This is a genomic window from Flintibacter muris (assembly GCF_943192995.1).
Lineage (GTDB): Bacteria > Bacillota > Clostridia > Oscillospirales > Oscillospiraceae > Lawsonibacter > Lawsonibacter muris.
The window spans coordinates 1-14887 of the sequence record NZ_CALPCP010000020.1 but is presented as its reverse complement, the minus strand read 5'-3'; the positions used below and the strand labels follow the sequence as shown (position 1 = coordinate 14887).

Here is a 14887-nt window from a genome sequence, read left to right as displayed (position 1 = left end):
CCTCCGATCCTCACTGCTGCCTCTTAGCTTCTGCTAGCAGGCGTGTCAACTCTGCTTTTATCCCATCGGCGCACATTCCACAGCTCTTGGCGCAGTGGGTATACTGCTGCACCTCTGAAAAGGTCCTCGCGCCTGCCTCCACCGCCCGTCTGATGCTACCGCTGGTAACATTGAGGCACAAGCACAAAACACATCCGTCTTTATTGGGCTGCTCCATTTTCTCCATTTCTGAGCTTTGCAAAATATTCCTTGACATTGTCACTGTCCACCACATCCCCATACTTCATCCAGATATCCAGCAATGCCGCTTTGTGGGAGACCACGATTCGGTCAAAAAGGCAATCCTCCACACAGACCAGGTGATAGCTCCGGCTCGCGGCGTCTACCGCCGTAGCGCGGCAACAGCCGCTGGTGGAACCGCCAACAATAATAACTGTGTCAATGCCCAAGGTAGTCAGGTAGCTCTGCAAGGGGGTACCATAAAAAGCACTGGCATAGCTTTTGGGGATTACAAGCTCCTTTGTCCATGGCTGCACACAGTCTAGAAGAGCTGCACAGGGGTGTCCATCTATAAATTTTCTGTTATCCCGAACCCGCTTTCCTGCAAAATTGTCAAACAGAGCAGTCCTGTTCTGGACATTGCGGGTATAGAAAACCGGGACTCCCGCCTCCCGCGCCGCATCCCGCAGAGAGATAATATTTCGAACGCCTACCCACGCCTTTGCGCCTCCACCAGAGGGCCACTCTTCCAACTGCTCTGTAATGGGTGCATCTCTGCCAATGTAGTTGGGTTGCAGGTCAATACACATCAGGACCGGCCGTTTCCCATAACCTCTTGGCTGTCCATATTTTCCCTTTTCGATAACAATGCGGTCTTCTTCTGTGAGAATATCTTCCCAGATCTTGGATATTTGTCCGCTCATGTTTTCTCCTTCTCCATATTTGCCGGCTCAGCCAGCTCCATCCCAAATAGATTTTTCTTCCTCAGCATCAAAACCATCATAAGACAGAAGACCATCAAAAATCCGATGGCAATGTTCATGATCCCACCAAAGGTTCCTACTGTGTTGTACAAGTGACGGACCGCAGGCATACCCACCAGGGAACAACAGCACATCAGCGTCTGGGTAAATCCTATATATTCTGAGAGATGCTTTTTCCCAAATAGGGAGATAGATGCTGTCACACCATACAGCACACAGATGGTAGGCCAAAAGCCTAGCAGGGCCGAAAACAGAATTGCCCCTGGTGTGCCGTTCACCACCCTTACTGCAATAAAGGCTGACGCAGTGCATACCGCACAGTACAGCGTCACCAGTCGGAAGCCGAACCGATCTGCAATCATGCCTGCACTGGCCTTACAGCACATATCCACCACTGCGAACACCGAAAGGCAAGCTGCCGCCAGTTCTTCTGAAAAGCCACGTTCAATTAAAATAGTGGACTGATACAGAGAAATGATTTGATAGACCACTGCTACCACAATCATTCCCCCGAAAAACAGCCAGAAGTAGGGGCGCCTCATCCCCTCTTGCAGGGCGATTCCGCCCTCTTCCAAATCCGGATCATCACTGACATTTTCATTTTTATGTCCCAATGTGTAAGGCTGCAGGCCCACATGACCAGGATCATCCCTCAGCAGGAAAACAGCCTGGACACACACAAATATTGCGACCAGCCCCCCAATCATGAAACACGCCGTCCGCCAACCCACGCTGCGGATGACCCAGCCTACAAAGGGACTTCCTATCGCCGTGCCAATCCCACTGGCAGATGCCACCAGCCCAGTGATCTGGCTGCGCCGGTCGGAGAACCAGCGCGCAATAACCAACTGCACTGCCGCCGTACCCGAGAACACTGTGGAGGCGCCAATAAGAATGCCGCCAGCAAACAGATAAACCAGACTGTGAGCACCGGAAAAGAGAATATAGCCCACCATGCTAATCAGGCCGCCAAAGATGATCATCTGCTTCAAAGAAATACGCTTCAGCAGTTTATACAGACTCATTGCGGCGGCGGCGCTGCCGATGCCGTAAAAGACATATACCACTGCAAAATCACCGCTGCTGATCCCAAAGGTCCTAGTGATTGGCATTACAAACAGCGAAAGGCTATAATAGCCCACACCGCAGTTGAACATCATCACTAAAAATAGCGAGAGTACAGTAAGCCAATACCACAGCTTGGAATGTTTTATTTTCATTTTCCACCTCAGGCCGGCACAGACCGGCAGATAAAAGTGCGGGGGGCGATGTCCCCACTGCCCCCCGCATGTTAAATGATGCTTGCGCTGCACGGTCACTTCTGCTTAAGATCCTTCAAAACTTTCCATCCGGAGGTGGAGAATCCTATTTCAAAGTAATAAGCGTCGATGATCTCGTAATCCCAGTTTTCCATAAAGCCGCCCAGCTTCAAATGGCCATGTCCCTTGAAGACATCCCCTTTGATTTCGGAATCGTGATATTCGATCAGAATATCGTCGATCAACTTCTCACCCGTGGGGTCCAGCATATCCTCCACTTGGCGGCGACCATAGCAGACCATGTATTCCTCTTCCGGATACACAACCTTTTCGGTAAGTTCGATCCAGCCGGAGATTAGATTGTCTCCATTCTGACGAACTACACCTTTAATCTTGCTGCCTACATGAGGGGCATACAGTTTGCGCAGGCGGCCGGGGAAACGATTGATGTGGACCTCAGCCAGTTCCGTGTTATAGCCCAGCATGGGGCCGCGCTGGACTGCCCAATCTCGATCCTGCCAAATCTTCGTCAAATAGTTGCCGGGTCTACCCTCAAACTTACAGGGAATGCTGATAAGCCCCTCCTGCATGGTGGTAAAGTAGGGATAGACAAAATTGGCGGCCTTTTCAGCCTGCTCTGTCATGTCCTCATCATGCCCATAGTAATCCGCAAGCATGATCATAAGTTCGCCCTCCCGATTCATTTCGAAGGGAGCAGGAAGATATTGAGCAATTATCTTGGGATCAAGTTTTAGGCGGAAAGAAATAATGTTCTCTGCAACATGTCGACGGGCTCTTCCTTTCTCCTCGTTCAAAACCATTTCCAATCCCCCTTTTCGTCAACAGGCGTTACCTGTGAATCGCTGCCATAGCAGTAGCCAAAGTTATAGAAGAAACCGTCCAGCGGCTCAATCTCCCCCAGGTCCAGCCACTTGCCATAGTAATCGCCGCCGAACTGCAGCGTCGTCTTTCCCCTCCAGCAGTCTACGCCGTCTAGACCGTTGGTAAACTGGAACAGGGGGACATCCTTGACAAAGGGTTCATTTTGGTTGGCCGGGTCCTTCAGGTACCGGGCATGAGCAAATCTCCGACAGCCCACAGGAAGCGCGTCAAAATCGTAGGGTTCGGTCAGTTCGATGGACAGCTTGCACACCATCTCGCCATGGGGCCGGTGGGAGATGCCATAGAGCTTTGTCCCCGCCTTCAGCTCGCTGCGGCCGGTCAGCAGAGGCTGGATATCCGTCATCTGGGTATAGGTAATATTGCGCAGAATGCCGCGGCGCAGGCCGGCGGTCTGGCGGTCCAGACAGACCTGAGACATATATCCAAACTCGAAGCCATTGTATATGGCAGGCATACCAATGGCCAGCTCATGGAATTCAGTCATGTCGGGATCAGGCGGTTCACCGTCCTCCACTTCCCGCAGGCCAGGCATGGCGGTATCCACCATATACACCCAGCCGATATCACCTTTGCCTACCGGCTCAAGAGGCTTGGGCAGCATACGCGCCTGAAGCTTCTTGGGGTCTGCGCGGAAGGGAACCATAATGAGGCTTTGCGTCATAACATATTTTTCGCCAGGCGCAGGATTTACCTTTGTATTCAGTTCAGGCATTCAACATTCACTCCGTTCTTTATTTTTGATGTCTTAGAGAATTTTGATCCCCTTTGCATTGTAGCCCATCATAAACCAGTAGGTGTTTTGAACCTCGTAAGCAAATGAGCCTACCTCTTCTGCATTAAAGACCAGCTTGACATCTCGGCCCTGCCAGACATCCCGATAGCGGATATCCGTGACAATCTCCTGAGTGATATCATCACAGATGGCTTCACCCTTACGCTCCTCCACCAGCTGCATCACCTTGCGAAGGCCGATCCGGTTGGCAAAAAGGAAATCAAAACTCATTTCTCCAACAGGCTTGTCCGCATCAAAACATAGACTGATGGGCTTAGTTCCCTCGTCAATGGCCACCGCCTTTAATCGGCTACCCTCCTGGATGTAATAAAAATCCATCATTTCCGTGGGGAAACGGGTGGTCCGAATGTTGGCATAGAATGCGTCAAAGCCTTTGATACGGCTCTCCATCACGGCCCAATCCCTGTCAAAGTAGCGCACTGCATAGGTCCAACCCCGATGGCCCCGGGCCTCTATATCCACCAGAATCCCGGCGGAGTAGTATTGCGAATAGATTGGGTTGATGAAGGGGTAGTCCTTGCTCTTCTCGTCCCGTAGGGATGCCTCTGTCATCACTACATATGCCCTATCGGATACCACCTGAAAGCCCTCAGGAACCCGGGAAGCAAATTCCGACGTGTTAATCTTGAGCTCTGCAAGGAAGACGGTCTCACCTACCTTGCGGATGTTGCCTACAATAGGCTCATAGGGTACATATTTAAAATTCTGCACTGTCTTCCCTCCTCACTTGGCATCGCACAGGAATTCTTCGCTGCCGTAGGTATAGGCAAAGGTGACAAAGAACGCCCGCTTGATCTTAATCTCGCCCAGCTCCTGGAATAGGCCGTACAGCGTATCGCCAAATTCCAGCTTGCCATCGCCCACATAGACCTTGCTCACCTCAAACTTGGACGGGAAATGGTACAGGGAGGCTTGCTGAATCAGGGGCTTAACATCGTCGCCATGGGCCATATCCGGCAAGTAACGTAGCTGGCCCCAGTCGAAAAAGTGCTCATCCAGCCAGTTGGCGTCGTGGATTTCTTTTACAGTCAGCGAGGCTCTCGCATACAGAGAACCGTCGTTGGTACAGGTGGCAAACATCCGGCTGCCAATGCTGATGTGCTCCTCACCCTCTAACATAGGATGGTTTCGAGTGCGTGAAAAATTATCAATCACGCTGCGATTAAACCCACGGCGAAGGGCACCAGCATAGTGGTCCAACAAAATCCAGGTATTCATAATATTGGGCTTTCCGTTCACCGTACAGGACATGCCCAATGCACACTCAGAAAACTCGGTAGTGTTGGGGTCAGGAGTTTCCCCCTCCACCTCCCGCATAGGAGGAAATGCAGAATCCACAAATCCGCAGGTCAGGATGATATCGCCGTCCTCGTCTGCTCTGGGTTCCAGAGGGGCTGGCAGGAACATCTTTTTGGCAGCCTCTATGTTGGATACAGTAAAATCAAAATTGATAAAGTTCTGAATGATCGCATGGGGGCAGCAATTTTCCCGAGGCTTCATTCCCAAAGTGTTAATCTCCATCTTGTATCACCCATCCTTTCTTCAAACTATGCAGTCTGAGGTGCAGAGCCCCCAGACAGCTTTTTGCTGTTGATCCGGTGGACCAGGAAAGCAGCCACGGTAAAGGCCACACCAATTAATGTGATATCTGTCCGGGGGAAAGCGATCAGAATACCTCCTAAAGCAAAGAGCAGTTGTTCTATCCGGCTATGCATCTTGCCCATCTTCATCATATAACCGCCGATTCCACTGGCCAGGATGAAGGTGCCCAGCGCCACAAAGGCCATATGGTACAGGCTCAGCAACAAATTACCGCCCTGGAGCAGGATTGCAGGTTCGTACAGAAAGTAGAGGGGCAGAAAGTAGACCACGCAACCCAACTGACAGGCCTTCCAACCTGTTTTCATAGCGGGAGCTCCAGCCACAGAGGACGCTACGAAGGCCACTGTGGCTACAGGCGGGGTAATAACAGCCAGCAGAGGATAGTAGATCAGGAATAGGTGTACTGCCATCTTGTCCAGGCCGGTACCTACCAGGGCAGGCGCGACAGACACGGCAAAGAACATATAGGCTACAATATCCATGCCCATCATTCCCATAAGGTAACAGGCCAAAATGGTCAGCGCCACCACAGAGATGATACTCTCACCGCCCAAACGGGTAATGCTGGTGGCAAAAGAGGCAGCCATACCAGTGGTGATCAGACCAGCAATAGTAAAGGTGAAGGGCAGCATTAGGGCACAGATTTGAGTGATTGCTTTGCCGATCAGAGCACAAGCGTGATACAAATTCTTGGGAGTAAGTCGGTTCTTGGGATTCCGGTCAAACCAGGACAGGGCGATTAGCAGACCAGAGGCGTAATAGGGGGTAACCTCGCCCCAACGGAAGTAGACCAGCCCAACGCACAGGAAAATAAGAACGACGATCACATACCAGCCCCGCTTCAGTGTCTCCTTTACGCTGGGACACTGGTCTGTGGGTAGGCCCTTCATACCATGGTTGGCCGCATAAGCGTCTACTTGAAGCAGCAGACCACCATAGTAACACAGGGCAGGGAATATGGCCGCCACCATAACCTGGGCATATGTGAATCCAGACATAGCCACCATGACGAACACGATCGAGCCCATAACCGGAGGCATCAAGATGCCGCCGGTAGCTGCCACAGCCTCAATGCCGCCGGCGTAAACTGCGTCATAGCCGGACTTCTTCATAGCAGGGATTGTAATGGAGCCAGAGGAGACTACATTAGAGATTGGCGAACCAGACAGCATCCCAAAAAAGGCGGAGGTCAGCACGGCCACTTTGGCTGTACCGCCACGGTACCTGCCGCACAGCGCCTGGGCCAAGTCAATAAAGAAGGGGCCGGCACCGGAACAGATCAGTAGGTTGGCAAACATCAAGAACCCAATCAGGATGGTGCCGGTGATGTTACCGGGCAGACCGGCAATACCTTCAGAACCGTAGCAGTAGTAACTGAACAGTGTCTTAATGTCAAACCCGATGCCGGCCAGCATACCGGGCAGATGCTCGCACACCAGAGGATACAGACCAAAAAAGACGCAGATTACAAAGAATGCTCTGCCCGCACCCCGTCGGACCATCTCCAGCAACATCAAAGAGTAGACCACTGCGATAACCAGCTTGAATGTATCAGGGGCAGGCACCCAGCCGACCATGTTAATCTCAATGCCATGGACTGCGAAGTATAAGGGAATGGCCAAAGCCAGAAGCGTCAACACATAGTCAAACCAGGGAATATAGGATTCATATTTTTTAGACGCAGGGGTCAGCAGAAATGCGCTGCAGCCAAATACAGCGAAGATCGTATAATAGTAGGTGGTTGCGGACATAACACCGAACCAGCGAAAGTGCATCATGTAGTAGCACGCGATAAGGATGCCGATGATGGAGATGATGGTGAACCCATGGCGTACCAGCGGCGGCATAACAGCCAGGCGTGAGTTATCCTTATTGACTTCCTCCTCCGCCTCTGCCTTGCGCTTTTCGTCCTTTAGTTCCTCCAGTTCTCCTTCATTCAGCTTCTTTTTTCCGAAAGCCATTCAGAAAGACCTCCTAATTTCCCGTAAAGGCACACGATGGGCGGAGCACGAAGCACGCGCTCCGCCCATCTTATTTGTAGGTGTTCAATATTCTAGATGGTTAGAAGCCGGCAGCCAGGGCCTCCGCGATCTCCGCATCGGACATGATAACCACCGGGGGCAGGTTCTGAGCCTCCTTATAGGCTTCCCAGTAGTCCAGCCAGTCCTGGTTTTGTGTATCAATTTTCACACCGTCGGTGTGGGCCTGGGCAATACAGTCGCTGTAGGCAGTCATATATTTGTCGATCAGCTTAATGTTATACTCCTGACGGGCATCGTCCGCCTCAGTCCACTTACCAATTTCCTTAAAGTAGCGGATAGTACCTTCAGCGACGGGAACATAGGTACGGTCTAGTACTTCCCGGGCGTAATCAACGGACCAGTAGTAGGAGTAAGTATCAAAAGAACCTTGAATTTCGTCCTGATACTCAGCAAAGAACTTGACTAGATTATAGATTAGGTCTTGATCAGCGGATTCAGAGGTAATCCAACCGCCGTCGGAACCCCAGCCGTGTTTGCCAATCGCCGCCTCGTTGCCGAAGCCTATCTTATTGAAGCTGTACACAGGCTGTTTAGATTGGAAGGCTGCACACCACTCGGGGTAAAGTTCAGGGTTGAAGTCCATAACCTTGATGCCCTGGGGTGCGGCAGAGGCCTCAATGATGGAGCTGGAGGTGGGGGTAACATAAGCACACAGTTCGGCCGCGCCAGTAGTAACCAGCTTGGGCATCTCGCCGTAAGAGGAGCAGTAGACCCAGTTCATCTCGTCTACATCCACACCGGCTGCCGCAGCCAAGGAAGCTTTCACGTTTTCCATGGCAGAGTCGATAGTACAGGCAATGGGGGTATCTTTGGTAATATCGGTAGGCTTTTCGATTTTGGAGTCGCCCCTGACAAACATTACGCTGTTGGAGGCAAAATCGGGCCAGACCCAGCGAGCCTGGTAAGGGCCGCCGGTCTCGGTGGCGTAACCGAATTTGGCACCAATCAGGGTGGCCACGTCGCCCATGGTATCATAGGTCATCAGCGTCTCGCCGTTTCTTACCCGCTGAAATTTGGTGGCGTTGGAGTCCTCAGGGAGCAGACGGACCTTGGTGTTTCCGGTACCTTCCAAAATGTTGGACCAGGCCAGGGTGCCTGCGTAGGCCGTAGTACCACTGCCGGTGATACTCAGTTTAACCATGTTGGGCCACTTGAAATCGCTCCCGGCACTCTGAGAAGTGTTTCCGCCGCCGTTTTGACCAGGAGTGGTCTTTTCATTCCCACCTCCGCACGCTGCCAGAGAGAGGAACATCCCGCCTACCAAAAGCAAGGATAGCATCTTTTTCATTGTTCTTTCTCCTTCATAAATTTTTTATACCGCTGCGTTCCGGACCAGCGCGGCCCATCTGCAGAATCAGCACGGACGCTTAACATATTCACCGGTGGGCTCGCCCAAAATCTTTCCATCCTTATAGACTATTTTACCGCGCAGGATGGTAATGACAGGCCACCCCTTCAACTTAATTCCCTCAAACACGTTGTACTCCTGAGCGGAAAAGTCCGCGCCGGCATGGACAGTCTTCTCTAGGTCCAGATTGATCAGGGCAAAGTCCGCGTCTGCACCTACCTCCATGCTGCCCTTCTTCGGCCAAGCCGCATGGGCCTTTGCGGGATTGGTGGAAACCAGTTCCGCGATGCGGGGCAGCGACAGGCCATGCTTCAAGCCCTCGGAGACCATAAAGGGGTACACCAGGGAGGTGCCGCCAAAGCCGCAGCAGGAGCCCCACATATCGTCGTCCAACTTCAACGCCTTGGGAGTCATAGCGTGATCAGAGCCTACCCAATTGATCTCGCCCTGCTTCAGCGCCTCCCACAGCGCCTCGTTGTCGGCCTTCGTGCGCAAGGGCGGGTTGACCTTAGCACAGTTGTTGCCCTGCAGCATCTCCCAGGTCAGGCCCAGAGCATGAAGTGTACACTCACGGCGCAACTTGATATTTGGATAGATTTTCAGTAGATCCCGTGTAGCCTGAAGGGCCTCCGCGCTGGTAATATGCAGAATATTGAGCTTGGCTCCTGTGGCGTTGGCTACGGTGCCCGCCTTCATGATTGCCACTCGCTCCGCAATAGGAGGACGCGCTTCGCTGTAAGCCTGCAGGCCCTTCAGTCCCGCATCGTTCACCTTCTTGATAAAGGCCTTGATCACCTCGTCGTCCTCACAGTGGACACTGACGGAAATTGGCTCGTTCTTAAGCATGGTGTTCAGTCGGGCCGCCTCTTCCATAATGTTATAAAGGTGGCCCAAGTCATAGCAGTCGGACATGGTAGGCGAAACAGTGGAGTTTGCTCCCAAATTCAGCCCTTTGTAGAACATGAAGTATTTAAAGGTCACCACGCCCTGCTCCACCAGCCACTCCATCTCCTGCACCTGCAGGTTATCCATGGGAGCCAGATGGAAACAATAGTCGCAATAAGCGTTTCCAGCAGCCTGCTCCAGGGCCTCTTTATAAATCTCATGGTAAGGGCCCGTCTTGTTCATGTAGTGTGCACCGGTGCGGAAATAGCTCATCATGGTGGTCACACCACCGGTCAGTGCGGCTTTACTCTCGCTGTTGACATCCTTGTCCATCGGTGCATAGATACCGAAGTGCGTATGGCAGTCCACCGCACCAGGCATAACGGTCAACCCCTTGGCATCCAGCACCTCCCGGGCTTCCTCAGCGGCGATCTCAGCAGTGCTGATCGCGGCAATCTTACCATCCTTGACAGCAATCGTACAGTTTTCCACCTTATCCGCAAGGACAACTGCGCCGTTCTTGATCAGCAAATCATATTTTTGCATTTTTAACGCCCCTTTTCAAATATATTGATGTGTATTGGCAAAGGATCTAACAACTTGTTAATGATAGCGTGCATCCAGTTCCGCTGTGTCCAGGAAGCGCTTCTCCAGCTCCTTGATAAAAGGTAGGCCAACCAGATCAGTAAATTCTGCAAACTCAAATATCTGATCGTTCATTGAGGCCACATCGTCATTAACCACGGCAGTGTAGGCTTTTTCCAACGCTCTGGCGGCGGCAAACAGCGGCATAACCGGCACGCTGACTCGGGCTGCACCCCACTCCTCCAACTGCCTGATGGAAACCGCAGGGGTCTTGGAGCCCTTGGCATAGATCATATTAATACTTACTGGTGCGTCGATGGACTGAATGACCCGCTTGATGTCGTCTATCTTTTCGGGAGCTTCCACAAAAATCAGGTCCGCACCCGCCTTGGCAAAGGCATTCCCCCGACGGATCGCCTCATCCACACCGCTGACCGCAATGGCATCTGTACGGGCATTGATGACAAAATCCTTATCTGTCCGGGCAGCGGCAGCGGCCTCAATCTTCTTTACGGCCTCCTCAAAGGGGATAATCTGCTTGCCGCCCATATGGCCGCAGCGCTTGGGGAAAAACTGGTCCTCCAGATTGACACCGGCTGCACCAGCCTCCTCAAAGTCCTTCACTGCATAATAGAGGTTGATGGCATTTCCAAATCCAGTATCCCCGTCCGCCATAACTGGAATACTGACCGAGCGGCAAATATTGCGGACCTGCTCTACCATCTGCGTCTTCGTCATGATGCCCACATCCGGCAGTGCTAGACCAGCGCCTGCAAGTCCATAGCCGGTCACTTGTACCGCCTTAACACCGCATTTTTCCGCAATTTTTGCACTCAATGCATCATAAACTCCTGGCATAACCAGAATTTCCTTTGCCTGGATCAGGCGCTTGAGTTGAGTCGTTCGATTCATACTACTTTCTCTCCTTATTTGTCGATTTTAATCCAGCACAAAATCCCCCTTTTCTTTCAAAAACGGAACCAATCCGCCAGCAGAAAGAATACTTTGCATGATAGGCGAAAGGGACTGGCATTTGATCTTCCGGGTCTTGTTCACCGTTACGATCCCTTGGGTCATATCCACTTCAATCTCGTCGCCGTCCTGGATGGACGAGGTATTGCAGATCAGCGCTGGGACCCCCACATTGATTGCATTGCGATAAAAGATCCGGGCAAAGGACTGGGCCAGCACCGCACTTATTCCGGCATATTTGATCGCCAGTGGAGCCTGTTCCCGGGAGGAACCGCAGCCAAAGTTTCTGCCTGCCACCAATACGTCTCCCGGTTTCACCCGACAGGAAAATTGAGGATCAAGGTCCTCCATACAATGCGCCGCCAACTCCTCAAAGTTTAGCGTCTTTGTATATTTCCCCGCAATCACCAAGTCAGTATTGATGTTGTCCCCATAGACCAACGCTTTACTCACCTCTGTATCACCTCCCTTGGATCGGTCAAAACACCGGTAATCGCTGAGGAGGCCGCTGTAGCGGGTGAGGACAGGAACACATTGGCTTTGCTGTTGCCCATGCGGCCTTTAAAATTTCGATTTGTGGTGGACAGCACATTCTCTCCATCGCCAGGAACCCCGCCCAGAGTACCGACACACAGGCTGCAGCCTGGTGTGCTGATAGTGCCGCCAGCCTCCAGGATTGTTTGAATATAGCCATGCTCAATCGCCTGCATCAGCACTTGATTGGAAGCTGGACAGACCAAAAGCCGAACTGAGGGAGCAATATGCTTCCCTTTCAGGATCTGTGCCACAACCTGCAAATCGCTCAGCCGCCCGTTTGTGCAGCTGCCGATATAGACCAGATCCACCTTCTCCGGCCCCGCCTCTGTCACTGGCTTCACGTTGTCCACTGTGTGCGGACAGGAGACCATAGGCACCATTTCGGAAGCATCATAGTAAAGCACCTGCTCGTACACGGCATCCTTATCAGGCATCAGGCCGGGGTCTGTAAGTGCCGAGAGAAACACACCGTTTTTGCCGCCCATCTCGATGGTCATATTACAGACTGTGGTCGCCTCCTCTTGGGTAAAGCGGGCAAAGCCATCTCCGGCAAACTCCACTGATTTATAGGTAACACCGTCACTGGTTAAGTCCCCAATAATCTTCAGGACCACATCCTTGGCATAAACTCCCTCCGGCAGTTTGCCGCTCAATTCGATGCGTGTGGTCTGGGGCACCATGAGCCAAGTCTTCCCCGTCAGCATAGCACCTCCCAACTCTGTAGAGCCGACACCGGTGGAAAAAGCGCCTACCGAGCCATAGGAACAGGTATGAGAATCTCCTCCCAGCACTAGGTCTCCCTCATGCACCAGGCCCTTTTCCAGCATAACCTGATGGCAGACCCCATGGTTCTGATCAAAGAACACACATTTCTGTTCCCCGCAAAACTCCCGGATTAGCTTGTGCAGTGCGGCAATCCGTTCGTTGGGGCAAGGAGTAGCATGATCCAGAATAAATACGGTCCGGTCTTTATGAAACAACTGTTTTCCGCCCATACTCTCAAATGCCTTGATCGCAATAGGTCCAGTCGTATCGCTTGCCATCATGACATCCACATCGACGATGACACAATCTCCTGCATGAACCTCTTGATAGGCTTTTCTACTTAGAACTTTTTCCGCAAATGTCAGCCCCATATTTTAATTCCCCCTCTTGTGTTCCATGTAGTGGAATTATATTCCGTTTTAGTTCCGATAAAGATTCTTCAAAGGGCGGCATCCCTTTGAAGAATCAATCTAAAATTAGTGCCGTATTATTCTCCCGTCTTGGGAGGGCTGTACCCTAATTTCCGTGAGATGTTCTCTGACGCCTGCAGCAGTTTGCTGCAGTACAGCTTGATATTCTCATCGGTAAACAGGTAAACCGGTCCAGAAACGGTGATTGACGCTACGACCTTTTGGGTATAGTCATACAATGGTACAGAAACCATTGCTGTCATTGGGTCGCGCTCGCCCTTGGTCACAGAGTATCCGTCCCGCAATATCTGACGCAACTCCTCTTTGAGCTGTTCTGGATCGGTCACGGTTTGATCGGTATATTTTTCGAACTTTGTTATTGCAAAATATTGCTTCTGTACGTCAGGGTCGGCGTAGGCCAGAAGCAACTTGCCGGCGCCACAATACAGCGGATGCCGGGCACCCAAATAGGAAAACCGCTTAACATACTGTGTTCCCTCTACTTGATCGACACACCGGCGCTCAAATCCGTCCCGAACATAGAGATTACAGGTCTGCTGTGTCTCCCGGCTAATCTTCTCCATATCTTCATGGGCCGCACGCTGTAAGCTGTTGCCTGTGCGGGCAATGCTGCCCATTTTTATTACCTCATACCCCAGCCGGTATTTTCCTGTATGTGGGTCCTGCACCACAACATTCCGTTTTTCCAAGGTCGTCAGGATCCGATAGGTCGTCGTCTTAGGCAGACCAGCCTGTACACAAATCTGCGCCAAATTCAACTCATTCTGTTCAAAAGAAAAAACTTGGAGAATGTCCAGCATTCGATCAACTGCACGGACAGAATCTTTCTTCGGAAAATCTCCATTCTGCTTCTCTTGCATATTCCGCCTCCTGGAACGCTGTTCTGTATAGTAAAATAATATCCCCCTTTTTCCAATTTGTCAAGCTAATTTATGAGGTGACATACAGTTTCTACATATCTCACGGTTTTTCAGCTCATCTTCTGGTGACCTTCAACAAAGTCACTCGTTACTTTATGGGGGCGATTCCTGTGGCTTGCCTTCAGCTCTAACTTCTTACAAAGTGAAACAGCGCATTACACCGCATTTCCTGACAGCAAACCACCCCAATTACTACAAATTACTACCAAGGGATGAGCTTTAATACGGCAAAACACTTGGAAATGCGAATCAATAGTAGAAAAAAGAGTAAATAGCAATAAAAGCGAGGGAAGCAAAGATATGGAAAAGCAAACCGTCGAAAGACCGAATAAAAGAAGCGTTCTGGATACCTGATGTAACGTTGATCCAGTTAAAAAAGGATTCAATGGGCTGACGGCGGCTGACACCTGTGCTGAAACAGTTGCCGGAGCGCAGCGGATCGTTTGCCCGCCTCTTGCGCAGCACAATGATGCTGATATTTCGAGTTTCCTTGAGGGATCTGACCCAAGCGGCGTCTGTGTAGGCACGGTCAGCAAACAGTGTTCCGTTGTGGATTGGAGCGCAGCTCTAGTCCATCCTCTGTGCGGCCCAGAGATCACAAAGAGATGCCTGGCTGATCTGTACCGCGATTGGGATAGGCAGTTTGCCAGGGCGAAGACGTGCAATTTCACGCCATGATATCACTCTTTTCTGGTAGAATTGAAGCATTTATTGCATAATGGCCGGTCTACCCTCGCGCCTGTGCTATTTGCACGCCGGGCAAGCATAATGGGCATGGAATCTACGAGACCGCCGAAAAATCTGTGTAAACGACAAAAACTGCAAGTATGAAAAGCAACGACTCAGTCAAGAATGGAAATAA

General features: G+C 51.4%; 14 protein-coding genes. All 14 read right to left on the bottom strand.

The window, feature by feature from the left end:
* Positions 1-10: 10 nt before the first annotated feature.
* Positions 11-217 carry a (2Fe-2S)-binding protein gene (locus NFS22_RS24100; RefSeq protein WP_420908871.1) on the bottom strand — a complete coding sequence of 69 codons (207 nt, stop codon included), beginning with the start codon at positions 215-217 and terminating at the stop codon, positions 11-13.
* Complete coding sequence (locus tag NFS22_RS14515; protein ID WP_251318432.1) at positions 201-923, bottom strand: isochorismatase family protein; 723 nt, start codon at positions 921-923, stop codon at positions 201-203. Before NFS22_RS14515 ends, NFS22_RS24100 begins: the two co-directional genes overlap by 17 nt.
* Entirely contained in the window at positions 920-2203 is a 1284-nt protein-coding gene (locus tag NFS22_RS14510; protein WP_251318431.1) for an MFS transporter, read from the bottom strand. Before NFS22_RS14510 ends, NFS22_RS14515 begins: the two co-directional genes overlap by 4 nt.
* Before the next feature lie 95 nt (positions 2204-2298).
* Positions 2299-3063, bottom strand: coding sequence for an acetoacetate decarboxylase family protein (locus tag NFS22_RS14505; RefSeq protein WP_251318430.1), 765 nt, complete (start codon positions 3061-3063; stop codon positions 2299-2301).
* A complete protein-coding gene (locus NFS22_RS14500; RefSeq protein WP_251318429.1) occupies positions 3054-3857 on the bottom strand; it encodes an acetoacetate decarboxylase family protein in 804 nt (267 codons plus the stop codon). Before NFS22_RS14500 ends, NFS22_RS14505 begins: the two co-directional genes overlap by 10 nt.
* Positions 3858-3890: 33 nt before the next feature.
* Positions 3891-4649, bottom strand: coding sequence for an acetoacetate decarboxylase family protein (locus tag NFS22_RS14495; protein ID WP_251318428.1), 759 nt, complete (start codon positions 4647-4649; stop codon positions 3891-3893).
* Positions 4650-4661: 12 nt separating this feature from the next.
* Positions 4662-5444: a hypothetical protein gene (locus tag NFS22_RS14490; RefSeq protein ID WP_251318427.1), complete on the bottom strand. Its 783-nt coding sequence runs from the start codon at positions 5442-5444 to the stop codon at positions 4662-4664.
* Positions 5445-5485: 41 nt separating this feature from the next.
* Complete coding sequence (locus NFS22_RS14485; protein WP_251318426.1) at positions 5486-7501, bottom strand: TRAP transporter permease; 2016 nt, start codon at positions 7499-7501, stop codon at positions 5486-5488.
* 100 nt (positions 7502-7601) lie between these two features.
* Positions 7602-8870 (bottom strand): TAXI family TRAP transporter solute-binding subunit, encoded by a 1269-nt coding sequence (locus tag NFS22_RS14480; RefSeq protein WP_251318425.1) that lies wholly within the window; start codon positions 8868-8870, stop codon positions 7602-7604.
* Between the two features lie 66 nt (positions 8871-8936).
* Positions 8937-10361, bottom strand: a complete 1425-nt coding sequence (locus tag NFS22_RS14475; protein WP_251318424.1) for a dihydroorotase — start codon at positions 10359-10361, stop codon at positions 8937-8939.
* Between the two features lie 57 nt (positions 10362-10418).
* Positions 10419-11312 (bottom strand): isocitrate lyase/PEP mutase family protein, encoded by an 894-nt coding sequence (locus NFS22_RS14470; RefSeq protein ID WP_251318423.1) that lies wholly within the window; start codon positions 11310-11312, stop codon positions 10419-10421.
* A 27-nt stretch (positions 11313-11339) separates the two neighbouring features.
* Complete coding sequence (locus NFS22_RS14465) at positions 11340-11825, bottom strand: 3-isopropylmalate dehydratase small subunit (RefSeq protein ID WP_251318422.1); 486 nt, start codon at positions 11823-11825, stop codon at positions 11340-11342.
* Entirely contained in the window at positions 11822-13045 is a 1224-nt protein-coding gene (locus NFS22_RS14460; RefSeq protein WP_251318421.1) for a 3-isopropylmalate dehydratase large subunit, read from the bottom strand. The genes NFS22_RS14465 and NFS22_RS14460 overlap by 4 nt, the downstream gene beginning before the upstream one ends.
* Positions 13046-13161: 116 nt before the next feature.
* Positions 13162-13965 carry an IclR family transcriptional regulator gene (locus NFS22_RS14455; protein WP_251318420.1) on the bottom strand — a complete coding sequence of 268 codons (804 nt, stop codon included), beginning with the start codon at positions 13963-13965 and terminating at the stop codon, positions 13162-13164.
* Positions 13966-14887 lie beyond the last annotated feature (922 nt).

What these genes read in the sequence shown, in the direction of transcription:
- NFS22_RS24100 (WP_420908871.1), bottom strand. Translation starts at nt 217, where the DNA reads ATGGAGCAGCCCAATAAAGACGGATGTGTTTTGTGCTTGTGCCTCAAT.
- NFS22_RS14515 (WP_251318432.1), bottom strand. Translation starts at nt 923, where the DNA reads ATGAGCGGACAAATATCCAAGATCTGGGAAGATATTCTCACAGAAGAA.
- NFS22_RS14510 (WP_251318431.1), bottom strand. Translation starts at nt 2,203, where the DNA reads ATGAAAATAAAACATTCCAAGCTGTGGTATTGGCTTACTGTACTCTCG.
- NFS22_RS14505 (WP_251318430.1), bottom strand. Translation starts at nt 3,063, where the DNA reads ATGGTTTTGAACGAGGAGAAAGGAAGAGCCCGTCGACATGTTGCAGAG.
- NFS22_RS14500 (WP_251318429.1), bottom strand. Translation starts at nt 3,857, where the DNA reads ATGCCTGAACTGAATACAAAGGTAAATCCTGCGCCTGGCGAAAAATAT.
- NFS22_RS14485 (WP_251318426.1), bottom strand. Translation starts at nt 7,501, where the DNA reads ATGGCTTTCGGAAAAAAGAAGCTGAATGAAGGAGAACTGGAGGAACTA.
- NFS22_RS14480 (WP_251318425.1), bottom strand. Translation starts at nt 8,870, where the DNA reads ATGAAAAAGATGCTATCCTTGCTTTTGGTAGGCGGGATGTTCCTCTCT.
- NFS22_RS14475 (WP_251318424.1), bottom strand. Translation starts at nt 10,361, where the DNA reads ATGCAAAAATATGATTTGCTGATCAAGAACGGCGCAGTTGTCCTTGCG.
- NFS22_RS14470 (WP_251318423.1), bottom strand. Translation starts at nt 11,312, where the DNA reads ATGAATCGAACGACTCAACTCAAGCGCCTGATCCAGGCAAAGGAAATT.
- NFS22_RS14460 (WP_251318421.1), bottom strand. Translation starts at nt 13,045, where the DNA reads ATGGGGCTGACATTTGCGGAAAAAGTTCTAAGTAGAAAAGCCTATCAA.
- NFS22_RS14455 (WP_251318420.1), bottom strand. Translation starts at nt 13,965, where the DNA reads ATGCAAGAGAAGCAGAATGGAGATTTTCCGAAGAAAGATTCTGTCCGT.